Origin of the sequence: Acholeplasma hippikon, assembly GCF_900660755.1 — a bacterium.
GTDB classification, from domain to species: Bacteria; Bacillota_I; Bacilli_A; order Acholeplasmatales; family Acholeplasmataceae; genus Acholeplasma; species Acholeplasma hippikon.
Genome location: NZ_LR215050.1, coordinates 228,886 through 241,866, shown reverse-complemented (window position 1 = coordinate 241,866; position 12,981 = coordinate 228,886). Strand labels below are relative to the sequence as shown.

At 29.4% G+C, this 12,981-nt stretch carries 14 protein-coding genes; 2 read left to right on the top strand and 12 right to left on the bottom strand.

What is annotated here, in order from left to right:
* Positions 1-10: 10 nt before the first annotated feature.
* From EXC59_RS01190 to EXC59_RS01180, 3 genes are all read right to left on the bottom strand, one after another.
* Positions 11-1,453: a nicotinate phosphoribosyltransferase gene (locus EXC59_RS01190; protein WP_035369110.1), complete on the bottom strand. Its 1,443-nt coding sequence runs from the start codon at positions 1,451-1,453 to the stop codon at positions 11-13.
* 82 nt (positions 1,454-1,535) lie between these two features.
* Positions 1,536-2,666: a PTS sugar transporter subunit IIC gene (locus tag EXC59_RS01185; protein ID WP_035369108.1), complete on the bottom strand. Its 1,131-nt coding sequence runs from the start codon at positions 2,664-2,666 to the stop codon at positions 1,536-1,538.
* A 377-nt stretch (positions 2,667-3,043) separates the two neighbouring features.
* A complete protein-coding gene (locus tag EXC59_RS01180) occupies positions 3,044-3,259 on the bottom strand; it encodes a hypothetical protein (protein WP_035369105.1) in 216 nt (71 codons plus the stop codon).
* 93 nt (positions 3,260-3,352) lie between these two features.
* Here EXC59_RS01180 and EXC59_RS01175 point away from each other — a divergent pair, with 93 nt between their 5' ends.
* Positions 3,353-4,294, top strand: coding sequence for a hypothetical protein (locus EXC59_RS01175; RefSeq protein ID WP_035369104.1), 942 nt, complete (start codon positions 3,353-3,355; stop codon positions 4,292-4,294).
* A gap of 19 nt (positions 4,295-4,313) precedes the next feature.
* Here EXC59_RS01175 and EXC59_RS01170 read toward each other — a convergent pair whose 3' ends face one another.
* Positions 4,314-4,646 carry a cupin domain-containing protein gene (locus EXC59_RS01170; RefSeq protein ID WP_035369102.1) on the bottom strand — a complete coding sequence of 111 codons (333 nt, stop codon included), beginning with the start codon at positions 4,644-4,646 and terminating at the stop codon, positions 4,314-4,316.
* Positions 4,647-4,776: 130 nt separating this feature from the next.
* Between EXC59_RS01170 and EXC59_RS01165 the strand changes: the two genes are divergently transcribed.
* A complete protein-coding gene (locus EXC59_RS01165; RefSeq protein ID WP_035369101.1) occupies positions 4,777-5,199 on the top strand; it encodes an SRPBCC domain-containing protein in 423 nt (140 codons plus the stop codon).
* 12 nt (positions 5,200-5,211) lie between these two features.
* Here the strand turns inward: EXC59_RS01165 and EXC59_RS01160 are convergent, their stop codons facing one another.
* The 8 genes from EXC59_RS01160 to EXC59_RS01125 all read right to left on the bottom strand — a co-directional run bounded on the left by EXC59_RS01160 (position 5,212) and on the right by EXC59_RS01125 (position 12,856).
* Positions 5,212-5,508, bottom strand: coding sequence for a rhodanese-like domain-containing protein (locus EXC59_RS01160; protein WP_035369099.1), 297 nt, complete (start codon positions 5,506-5,508; stop codon positions 5,212-5,214).
* Between the two features lie 121 nt (positions 5,509-5,629).
* Entirely contained in the window at positions 5,630-7,336 is a 1,707-nt protein-coding gene (locus tag EXC59_RS01155) for an ABC transporter ATP-binding protein (RefSeq protein ID WP_051659008.1), read from the bottom strand.
* Position 7,337: 1 nt separating this feature from the next.
* Entirely contained in the window at positions 7,338-9,032 is a 1,695-nt protein-coding gene (locus EXC59_RS01150; RefSeq protein ID WP_035369098.1) for an ABC transporter ATP-binding protein, read from the bottom strand.
* A gap of 101 nt (positions 9,033-9,133) precedes the next feature.
* Positions 9,134-10,039 (bottom strand): PrsW family glutamic-type intramembrane protease, encoded by a 906-nt coding sequence (locus tag EXC59_RS01145; protein ID WP_035369097.1) that lies wholly within the window; start codon positions 10,037-10,039, stop codon positions 9,134-9,136.
* A 92-nt stretch (positions 10,040-10,131) separates the two neighbouring features.
* Positions 10,132-11,295, bottom strand: a complete 1,164-nt coding sequence (locus EXC59_RS01140) for an ABC transporter permease (protein WP_051659007.1) — start codon at positions 11,293-11,295, stop codon at positions 10,132-10,134.
* A complete protein-coding gene (locus tag EXC59_RS01135) occupies positions 11,295-12,065 on the bottom strand; it encodes an ABC transporter ATP-binding protein (RefSeq protein WP_035369095.1) in 771 nt (256 codons plus the stop codon). The genes EXC59_RS01140 and EXC59_RS01135 overlap by 1 nt, the downstream gene beginning before the upstream one ends.
* On the bottom strand, positions 12,043-12,261 hold the full coding sequence (locus EXC59_RS01130; protein WP_035369094.1) for a helix-turn-helix transcriptional regulator: 219 nt from the start codon (positions 12,259-12,261) through the stop codon (positions 12,043-12,045). Before EXC59_RS01130 ends, EXC59_RS01135 begins: the two co-directional genes overlap by 23 nt.
* Positions 12,248-12,856, bottom strand: coding sequence for a hypothetical protein (locus EXC59_RS01125; RefSeq protein WP_035369091.1), 609 nt, complete (start codon positions 12,854-12,856; stop codon positions 12,248-12,250). Before EXC59_RS01125 ends, EXC59_RS01130 begins: the two co-directional genes overlap by 14 nt.
* Positions 12,857-12,981 lie beyond the last annotated feature (125 nt).

Genomic DNA, 12,981 nt, shown 5'->3' with positions numbered 1-12,981 from the left:
AATGTTATTCCTATCTTGATCTATGTTTTGTAATCATTTCTTGTCTTAAATCCCAAAGTGGTTTTGATAAGTCCACATAATATTCATGAGGATTTTGTAATCGAATAACTTCTTTCCATAAAGTACCAAATAATTGTTCTTTTTTTGCTCTAATTTCTTTTAATGATGGTTTCTTATAAATTAATTTACCATTATCAAATATCTTAGTTAATAAAGGAACTGCTTTAAAGTTTGAAACTAATTTTTCTTTCCATGGTGCATTTGGATCAAATAACATATATGGTTTAGATTCATCAATTACTTCATCAAATAAAGTAATGACATCGGCAATTGCCATATTGTTTTCATCATAAAAACGATAAACTTGTTTAAATCCAGGAATGGTTGTTTTTGCTACATTATCAGAAATCTTAATTCTTGGAACTAAAATTCCATTTCTTTCGATTGCACTTAATTTATATACACCACCAAATACCGCTTCACTTCTTGCAGTAATTAGTCTTTCCCCAACGCCAAATGTATCAATTTTTGCATCTTGATGAACAATCAAGTCACGAATTAAATATTCATCTAATGAGTTAGATACTGTAATTGTAGTTTCAGTTAAACCAGCATTATCTAACATCTCTCTAACTTTTTTAGAAAGATAAGCTAAGTCTCCTGAGTCAATACGAATACCTTTTAATTTCTTACCCATTGGAACTAAAACTTCATTATGTACTTTAATTGCATTTGGCACACCTTGATTTAAGGTATCATAAGTATCCACTAATAAGACTGTATTATCCGGATAATTTAATGCATATGACTTAAATGCTTCATATTCACTATCAAAACTTTGAACATAAGAATGCGCCATTGTTCCCAATGCTGGAATGCCATAGTACATATCAGAGATAGTATTAGAAGTTCCAATCACGCCACCGATGTAAGCACTTCTTGCCCCAATGATTGCAGCATCATATGAGTGTGCACGACGTGCACCAAATTCAAGTACTGCTCTCCCTTTTGCTTCTCTGACAATTCTAGATGCTTTCGTTGCAATTAAAGATTGATGGTTATAAGAAAGTAATACCATTGTTTCTATTAATTGACATTCAATAATTGGTCCTTTGATAACAAAGATTGGTTCATTTGGGAAGATTGGTGTTCCTTCTTCTATTGCAAAAACATCAGAAGTGAACTTAAAGTTTGCTAAATAATTTAAAAAACCTTCCGAAAAAATCTTCTTAGATCTTAAGAATTCAATCTCCTCAGCTGTAAATTTTAAATTTTCAATGTAATCAATAATTGATTCCAATCCAGCTAAGATAGCATAACCACCATCATCTGGAACTCTTCTAAAGAATACATCAAATACGGCAATTTCATTTTCTCTACCATCTAAGAAAAATCCGTTTGCCATTGTTAACTCATAGAAGTCAGTTAACAGACTTAAATTTCTTTTTTCCATATACTCACCTATTTTTATTGTACCATTAATGGATTTATATCCATTTGATTAGAAAAACAAATCCCTAAATAAGGGATTTATTTTACAATGAGGCATCTAAAATCAAATCAGTTGACTCGTACCATTTTAATTTGATAAACAATGTATCTAATCCAAATACTAAAACTGCAGGTAATAACACTTGTGCAGCAACGAATAACCAAGCTTCTACGCTAAAGTTACCAATTGTTAATACTTGAAGTTGACCAACAATACCACTTGAACCCATTCCTGGCCATGCTGCTGTAAAACTGTGTCCTGCTGGAATTCCATTAATAAACCAACCATAACCACCAAATAATAAATAGCATAATGGTGGTAACACAAATGAAGCAATTAATGTTGGAACCCAAGTAATAAGTTTTTTCATAACATTTTTAAATTGGAACATTGAACTTGCTACACCAATTGTAAAAATTGTTCCAATATCATTTTTTCTTGTTGATTGAATTGCAAATCCAACCATTTGTGCAGTACATCCAACAACTGCAGCACACATTGCAATAATCGCAATTGGATCATTCGCTTTAAATGGTACTGTAAATACTGCAATAGCAACTCCTGCACTTGAAATAAACGGTAAAGTTAATAAAATACCAAAGATTAATCCAACAAATGCTGAAGTTAAATATGGCTCTGAAGTCATAAAGAACTTAATTGTTGCATAAATTGCTTCCATTAATTTATCAATTGGCCATGAGAATAAATACACGGCAAATAAAGCTGATAACGATGTGACTAACGGAATAAAGAATAAATCATACGCAGTTTTCTTTCTAAATACGTACTTTATAACAAAATATACTGCGACAACAACTAAATACGCAGTTACTGGGTTATTTGGCACTTTTGTTGGATTCAACCAACCTTCCATACTAAAATCAACACCAAATTGTGTTGCAATACCACCAGCAACAGATAGCATAACTAACTTTAAGCCATCTACTTTAAGTGCTAATCCAATACTTAATCCAATCCCCATCCCAAGTAAACTTGTAAGAATTGCAGATAACCTGCCAAGTGCTGCAATTCCTGTTACAACACCTAAAGTTTGAATAATCGCGCCGACAACAATCGTACCAAAAATACCAAATGTCATCGCATTAAGTGATTTATATAAAAAACTCTTTACTTCTGCGCTTTTCTTACTTTTTTGATCAACGGTTTCATTCATCTCTCATCATCCTTTGCAAATAAATTGACCATAATAAATCATATCATTTTTATCTTAAAAATACTCAACAAATACTAAGAAAATTAATCATTTTTTTAAAAGTATAAAGTTATATAAAAAGAAAAAAGTATATGTATTTTATGTACCATATACTTCTCCTTCTTGAACTTAAAAATCACCTGTTTTAAGTTCTATTTTCTTTCTCAGATGCTACAGACCCCCACGTCCCACACCACACTAAAGTGTAGCTGGCTTATTCCCCACAAACAAACCAGCTACCTCTAACTAATTTTTTTAAAATTAATTAGCAAAGTAATAATTTTTCAGCCTGAAAATTTATTTCAACTAATCAGTGCTAAAATAGTATCGTTGTAACGTTATACATCAACTGTTAAATCATCTTTAACATCAATACTAACAGTTACCTCGACGATCTCAGGGTGCTTACCCTTTGATCCAAACCCTAAGTCATCTATGTTCATTTGACTTTCATCAATGATAATCTCAGGATGTTTTAACTGATTAAACCCTATCAATGACATAGGTACTCCAATCAAGAACAAAAGCCCAATCTTACTTATTCCCTTTTTCAACTTAAATCCCCCCGTTGCGTGTAAGATTTTAGTTTTAAAGGGCATTTTCAAACAGGGCAAAACTGTCCTATTCAAACAACAAGGAGTTTTATTATGGAATCAGATATTTACTCAAAAGAACTTGCACATTATTTCGATATGCTCCGTGTCTCAAGAAAGATGACACTTGAGGATTTGACACACGAGATTGTCTCTATTAGACAATTTAGAAGATATATTCGTGGAGAATACCAAATGCCTCAAATTGTCTTTAATAAACTTTCTACGCGTTTAGGATTCAAACCTGAACATGTTTTATTAGAATTTGAAAATGTTAAACTCGCTGAAACAAAAAAGATGAATACACTACATAATTTAGTTGTAAACAAAGATTTTCAAGCAGCTAACTTAATCATCCGTGATATTGATGAAAACTTTATCATTGAACAAAATAATCTTATTATGTTTAAGTTTTCAAAATTATTAATGGATTACTATCTAGAAAATATCAGTCCAGAAAATTTTATAGATGAAATAAAAATATTAATTCATTATGATTCACTTTTTGAAAAATCTATTTTATCTTCAACTGAGGTTATTCTTCTAACATCACTTTTACCAACTGAACCATTTAGAGAAAAAGATAAAGTTATTAAATTATTAGAAAATTTCTTAAACAAACAAAAAACGATCGTGAGTGGTCACAACGATCGATTAATTCTATTATGTTTATATTATGTGTCTGATTATTATGGTACACAAGGAAAATTTGAAGATGTTATAAAATTTTGTAAAAAGGGAATTGAATACTGTAACTACTTAAGATATACTTATTTACTTCAAGACTTCTATTATTTTTCAGCACTTGCTTACTATTATCTAAATAAATTTGAACAATATGAAATGATGCTTTATCGATGCTACTGCGTTTTAAATGCTGAAGACAATGAAGCTAAACAAAAAAACTATTATCAAATGATTGAGGAAGACTTTAACATTCAATATGAAGTTTTTATTAAAGAATATTTAGAAAACCGTATAAAAAAGGCACAGTAATTAACTGTGCCATTATTTTTTATTCAGTTGGAAAAACAATTGTTAATTGCATCTTAAACTTTTCAACTGCTTCTAAACCATGCATAATATTAGCAGGCATGATGATTGAATCCCCTATAGTTAACATGTATGCTTTATCATCAATGGTTACTTTTACAGTTCCATCTAAAACTGTTACAAACGCATCCCCTTTTGACTTATGCATTGACAAACCTTCACCCTTATCAAATGCGAATAATGTCACTGTTACAAATTTATTTTGAACAATTGATTTAGAAATGACTGAACCTTCTTGATAATTAATTTCATTTGCTAACTTTAACACTTGACTCTTTTCAATATTTTTAAACATATTTATGTCCACCTCGTCTCTTTGATTTCATTCTACCACTAAATCATCGATCTATCAATGTGTCCTAAAATGCAATTTGGTTGTATATTTTGACTTGTTGAAATATGATAAGGCTAAAGGGGAGAAAGATATGAAAATTTCAATTGATGCACATATCAATGAAGATATTTTAAAAGTGTGGGATTATTATAATGATCCTAAACATATAGTGAAATGGAACCAAGCCTCATCTGATTGGCATTCACCACATGCAGTTAATCATTTAAAGGTCGGAGGAACCTTTAGTTATCGTATGGAAGCTAAAGATGGTTCAGCAGGATTTGATTTTACAGGTAAATATACTGAAATTCAAAAACCATTTATTTTAAAATATGTACTTGATGATGGTAGAGAAGTTGATGTTTTATTTAAAATCATGGGCAGTGGTACACATGTATTCTTATCATTTGATCCTGAAGATGAGTATCCAGAAGAATTCCAAAAACAAGGTTGGAATGCAATCTTACAATCATTTAAAAAATATTGTGAATCACTAAAAGAAAAAGCAGATTAATTTCTGCTTTTTTTATGCAAGTTCACCGTTATAACAACTCATACCACCAAGAATATTGACAACTTTATAACCTAATTCTGTTAATATTTCAGCTGCAATGTGACTACGGTTGCCTGTTCTACAAATAATATAGTAAACTTGATTTTTCTTAAGTTTATTTAAATGACTCGTTAATTCTCCTAATGGAATATGAATGATACCTTCAATATGGCCACTATCAACTTCATCTTTTTCTCTTACATCAATAATTTTAATATTGCCTAGTTGCATTAACTTTTCTAATTCTGAGGTTGTAATCTTTTGAAACATTTTATCACCTTACTTTACACCTAAAAATTATATGCCTATTTTTTTTATTTTATTTTAAAGATGCATTTTAAAAACTTAAGTATGTGATAAAAAAACATGCCAGCATAAGCTAGCATGTCAATTACACTGTAAATTGGCTTTGAAATAAGTTATAATAAAAACCTTTTTTATTCATTAAAGCTTCATGATTTCCGATTTCAACGATTTTTCCTTTATCCATCACAATAATTGCGGTTGAATCAACAACATTAGATAAGCGGTGGGCAATAAAGAAACTTGTCTTGTTTTTAATGATGTGTTTGAATGTCTTTTGCAGTTCTCTTTCCATTAATCTATCTACATTTGAAGTTGCTTCATCTAAAATTAAAATTGTTGAATCTAAAATAAGTGCTCTTGCAATTGTGATTAACTGACGTTGACCAATAGATAGGTTACGACCATCTTCTAATACTTTTGCTTGATAACCATCTTTTAACGTTTGAATAAATTCATCTGCACCGGCTAATTTAGAAGCATAGATAACATCTTCCATCGTTGCATCTTCTTTACCATAAGTGATGTTTTCATAAATCGTACCTTCAAATAACCATGGTTCTTGTAACACAAGGCCAATACTTTCACGTAAAGCGCGTTTACTTACATGGTCAATATTTTTATTATCAATCATGATGTTACCTTCTCTTGCATCATAAAATCTTAAAAGAAGATTAATTAATGTTGACTTACCTGCTCCAGTAGGACCAACAATCGCGATTTTATCGCCACGCTTAATTTCTAAACTTAAATCTTCAATTAATGGATAACGCTTATCATATGCAAAGTATAAGTGATTAATTGAGATATTTCCTTTTTTAAAGATATCTTCTTTATCAAATTCATGTAGATCAATTTCATTCTTTTCATCTAATAAATCAAATACTCTATCCATACATTTCGTACTTGCCATTAAGATTGATGAAAGGTTTGTTAAATCATTTATAGGCTTAGAGAATGATTGGCTATATGCAATAAAACTTGTAAGTAAACCAATTTCAAAATTATCCGTAAAGACATAACCAACAATAAAACCAATTAAGATAAAGATAATATTATTAATGAAACGTGTGGTTGGATTTGATAAAGCAGATATAACATTTGCACGTTTACTTGAATCTTTTAATTCAGTTGCTTTTTCTTCAAATCGTTTTAAAGCTATTTCTTCATAGTTATATGAATAAATGAGTTTGTGTTCACTAATAAACTCATTTGTAAGGCCATTTAACTCTGCATTGTTCTTTTGTAAGTTAAAGTAATGCTTTTCACTTAGTTTATTTAATTTTTTAGTTACAAATAAAATAAGTAGCGATAAAACCGTCACCATGATAGCTAAATAAACATTTAAATAGATCATTAATCCTAATGAGCCAACCATCATGAAGATGCTCATAAAGGCCTGGCTAAAAAGGTGGGAAGTTCCATCATAAATGATTTCTACATCTGTTGTATAGTTATTGATGATACTACCAAAAGGTGTTTTATCTAAAAATCCAATTGGCACATTAAATACTTTTTCTGTAAGTTTATCACGCAAGAATTCCATTGTATAAACTGCATATTTAGTTGCGAATACTGAACTTAACCAAGTGAGTATACCACCTAATATATAAAGTGATAATACAATGTATAAATCTATTTTGACATCATGAACCAAGATATTATTAAGAATTGTTCTTAAGTATAGTGGCGCAACAAGCATACATATACTAGCAAATAAGGCAAAGATGATTCCAATATAAAGGTGATGATTTTTCCCCTTTGTTAATTTAATTAATTTTAAATAATTTCTCATCTTAATCCTCCACTAGTTGTCCATATAATGGTGATGTATGAAGTAATAATTCATTATTACCTTCTGCTTCTATTTCACCTTTATCGATGACATATATTCTATTTGCTGCTAGTAAAGTAGATTTTCTAACACTAATTAAAACTAAGATTTTATCTTTAAAGTCTGTTAAAATTCTATTTCTAATCATTGATTCCGTTAAGAAATCAAGGGCACTAAATGAGTCATCTAAAATTAAGACTTCATAGTTATTCGCAAACGCTCTAGCTAAACTTAAGCGTTGACGTTGTCCCCCTGAGAAGTTTGTTCCTTTTTCTTCAACTAAACTATAAATACCATTTGGTTTTTTCATAACAAAGTCATAGGCTTCTGCCTTTTTTAAAGCTTCAATCACTCTTTCTTCTGTAATTTTATAGTTACCCATCACAATATTTTCATAAATTGTTCCTTTTAAGAATTCTGCACGTTGAGATACATATCCAATTTTTCTTCTTAAATCAGATAACTTGAAATTATTGTATGGAATACCATTAATTAGGATTGTTCCATCCTGTGGACTATAGTAACCTGCTAGCATTTGCATGATTGTTGATTTACCAGACCCCGTTTTACCAGTTAATCCTATAATTTCGCCTTTTTTAAGGTCTAGGTTAATGTTTTTAACTGAAGGTTTACTTCTTCTTGGATAAGTGTAACTAATATTTTCAAACTCAATGGAATCAATTGATTCAGGTAATAAGAATTTGTCTTCAGTTTCTTCATAAATTTCCATGTTTAATAATTCTCTAATACGAATATTAGATGAAATACTTCTTGTATAAATCATAACTAAATTCATAACAGAAACTAAAGCGACTGTTAATTGTGTTGTATAAGTTACAATACTAGCTAATCTTGAAATTGAAAACTCCCCTGAGTTTGCAATTGGAATAGCCATAAATAAAATAATGACTAAAGTAGTATACATAAAGATAGTTGTTGTAGGACCTGTTAATAACTGGAATAAATTGAGTTTATTCATCGTCTTTGTAATATCTTTATTTTTCACTTTAAACTTTGTTGTTTCTTTTTGTTCCCCTCTAAATGCTCTGATGATACGCATCCCTGTTAAATTACTCTTAACTACTTTTGTTAAATCATCATTCTTACGTTGAACTTCTTTATAGTTCTTCATTGATTGTCTTAAGAAAATAACTAATAATGGTAATAAAATACCTGCAGATATTAATAAAATTAATGCAAATTGCGGATGAATGGTGTAAATAGCAATTAATGAACCAATGACTAAGAATGGTGCACGAGAGGCTGTTCTAATACTCATTGAAATTGCATTTCCACTTTGATAAGCATCTAATGTTAAGCGATTGGCTAAGCTTGATTGTGTAAACTCATTATATTGAGTTGGAGAAAATTTAGAAATTTTCTTATACATATCAACCCTTAACTCTTTTACATAGTTTTCAGAGATGTCATAAGCATAATATTGTGCGGTTATACTTGAAATAAAGGCAACAATAATTAATCCAATAAGCATAAGTGATGCAATTAATATATAGTTTTTATCATTTTTTAAAATACCATTATCAATCATTAAACTCATACCAATCGGTAATAGAATTTCAATCACTGCTTCAATGATTTTAAAGCTAACCCCAATAAATATTTTGTACTTGTGTTTAACATAATTTCGTAATTTCATGCTCATCTAACCTCTTTCTTCCTAAATTATATGCTTAATTTTATATAAATTCAAATAATGATTTTATAGGTATATATAAGTTTTTTTTATATTAAGATCATTTAGTTAATCATAACGTCTTCAATAATTACAGACTTATCATCATACAGTGAAACATTTAATAACATAAAGAAACATGGAATAAATAATAAATCAATCAAAATGAAAAGTGATTCTTCAAAGAATGATGGTAACATCATAACCGCTACAAAATTCCATGCCATATGACTAACTAATGCTAATAATGATATTTTAATCCAAACATTATTTTTTAATCTTATACTTAATATGATGCCCATACCATGTAGAGCACCAAATAAAGCATGTGACATAAATGCATGTGCTGATCTTCTAAATAAAACCGTATAATCAATTGACTGGCTTCTAATCAAGCCATTGATTCCCCAGATAGTTGCATAGCCCATTGTTTCTGCAATTTGGAAACCTGCACCAACTAAAAATCCGATAAAAACACCTTGGCTTACCTTTTTGGCTTTAACATTTTTAATAACGATATAAATCGTAAACATTTTCGCAAATTCTTCGATGAGTGGGGCAATCATAACAGTATCAACAAAATCACTTACACCAAAATTAATTTGTCCAACTATAAATAAAGATAAGGTTGTTGCGATAAAAAAGATAATAATTGCTTTACCAATGCCAATAATTTTATCTTTCATAATTTCATAGAAAAATACTGTAAATGTCATCGGAATAACACTTGCTGCTATGAGTGTTAACCAAGGAAAAGCATAAACTCCAACATAAATTGTATTTAAAAAAGACACTAAGGATAAACCTAACATAAACAAGAAAACTCTTGTCCATAAATAAGGTATCGGTAAATTATCAAAATAGATGATTTCCTTTTTATTTCTATTCGTAAAAGATTTAGAAAAGAAAATTTTATAATCAAACTTTTCAATATTTTTTATACCAGTAAAAAAATATATTATTTTGTCCATAGTTATCCCCCAAAGTTACTTCTAAATTCATTATACAATGAATAGTCCAATAAAAAAAGTTTATCTAATGCTAGATAAACTCATTTTTACGACTATTTATTAAACATAATCTTTTCGCTGTTAAACATCTTAGCTAATACAAACACACCAATGCCAATCATCACGCCATTTGAAATAATCGTTAATAATAAGTTTAATGGATTAATCGTTAAACTTAATAAACCGCTGAAGCATTGAATTGAGTTGTAGATTGGTAATAAGTATAAAAGCGAATTTGATGTAACTGATGTATTCATAAATCCTGTTACTCCAACAAGCATCACAAGCATCATTAATGGAACCGCTAAAGAAGATGCTTCTTTTACAGTTTTTGCAAATGCAGAAATAATAGATAATGCTGTTGTGAAGAATAATACAGTAAACATAATCACTAATAATACTAATGCCAATGTGCCAAAACCATAGACACTTAAGGTAATTCCATCACCTAAAAGTGCAGGTAAAGATGCCATTAAACCGATGAATGATGCAAGTGCTGATGTTAGTGATGTAATACCTAAGGCAATAATCTTACCTAAAGCTAATTCATGACGTTTCGCAGGTGTAATTAATAAAGTAGCAATTGTTCCACGTTCTTTTTCACCAGCAATTGATTCTGTACAGATACCCATTGCACCCGTGAATAAGAATGTCATTAATAGGAATGGTAACATCATGCTAATGATCATCACTGACATATCTTCATCAGTTGCTAAATCATATTTTGTTTCAGAATTATTGATATCAAACTTGTTTGAAATTGTTGTTTCAAAAGTTTCTAATCCTGAAGTATAAATTGCGTAAAAATTTTGAGAATCTTGATTTGATGAATTATAATAAATTTCAATATTTGGAGCTTTAGTTCCTAAACTAGGATTATAAGCAATCATCTTGTTGTAAAAATCTTCTTCATAGAAGATATACGCATCAATTTCTTTATTTTTAATTCGTTCTAAAATCTCTTCTTGTGTTAACTCTTCTTCATTTATTTTAAATGTCAGACCATCAATCTCTAATAAACCTTTTAACTCTACTGGCTCATTTTCAATGTAGACAACATATTCCGTATTTGGCTTAAATGTGTTTTGGAATGCAGAACCCATAAAGTTATAAATAACAAAGATTAAAATACCAGGAAGTATTAAACTGATAAGCATTCTTTTATCTGTAAAGAATCTTCTAAGTTCTTTTTTAATAATGATTCCTATTGTCTTCATTATGCTTCACCTTTCTTGTCATAGAGTTCAAAGAATCTTTCTTCGATTGTCATATCTTTAGTGATTTCACTAAAGTTACCTTCTAAGACCATCTTTCCATCAATAATAATACCAACACGATCACATAGTTTTTCTACTAATGAGAAAATATGTGTTGATAGAATAATAGATTTACCTTCATTTTTTAAATCTACTAAAAAGTCTGTAACTGTTTTAGCTGTAATAATATCTAAACCATTAGTTGGTTCATCAAAAATAATAATATTTGGATTATGCACAACTGAAATTACTAATGAAATCTTTTGTTTCATACCAGTTGATAAATCTCCAACTTTAACTTCAGCAAATTTATCAATACCGAATTTTTTAAATACTTCTTCTTTTCTCTTTTGTGCAACTTCTTTATCTACTTGATGTAAATTTGAGAAGAAATCATATAAATAGTTTGGTGTAAAGAAATCTTCTAATTTTAATTCGCTAGTTAAGAAACCAATTTTACTTCTTACTAAATCTGGATCATCATTGATACTAACGCCATCAACTAATGCATCGCCACTATCAGGTTTAATCAGTGTAGAAATCATACGTAAAGTTGTGGTTTTACCTGCGCCATTCGGTCCAAGTAATCCATAAATCTCACCCTTATATGCTTTAAAAGATAAATCTTTTACTGCCACTTTAACTGGATTATCAGTTTTATCAATTTTTTGTTGTTTCTTTGATAGTTTGAATGTTTTATTCAAACCGTTAACTACTAGAATCTCTTCCATCATTACCCTCCCAAAATAGTTCATCTAATGTTTTATTTAATACTTTACATATTGCAATACATAAATTAATCGTAGGATTATATTCTCCACTTTCAATCTGATTAATGGTCTGTCTTGAAACACCAACCATTTCTGCTAGGTCTGCTTGTGAATAATCTAGTGCAGCTCTTGCAGCTTTCAACTTAAGATTCTTCATGCTCTTGACCTTCTTTAAATTTTTTATACATTGTAAATCCTGCAATCACAAGTGACATCACACCCGCTAATAAACTTAAGAAGTAACTTGTTACCATATTTCCTTCAATGAATTCGCCGTTAATTATACTCATTACGGCAATTACTAAGTTGAATAATCCCATGACTAATAAGACAATGATTAGTTGACTTCGATTTGAATTAATCCCTTCATATGCATCCTTTTTGATCGCAAGCGCTGAAAACACAGAAACACTAATAAATATCGCACTTATTACGCCAACGATATAATTTGACCAATGGAAATTAAACATCATACGAATAAAGCCATCTAATAAAAGTGTGCCACCAAGCGTGAAAAATGAAATTTCATAACACTTCCCTCTACTTAACAACTGTCTTTCATCATATACTTTCTTTGCTTGATTTGGATTTTTAATGATAATAAATGTTTTATAAATCACAACTGCCCAAATACCAAAGATTACTCCTAAAGCATAACTAAAATATTCATTATCAGTATTCCCAAATAGTAAAGATAAAATTACAAAGGTTGAGACTAATAAATTAATTAATATAATTTTAAATATTTTCATTTTGCACCTCAATATAATCATACAATAAAAAAACCAAATGTCAAGTATATTATACATTTAGTTTCTTTTACTTTACTTTTTGTAAATTATATTGATTAAAATTTCAACTAGAAGTTAATTTTTAT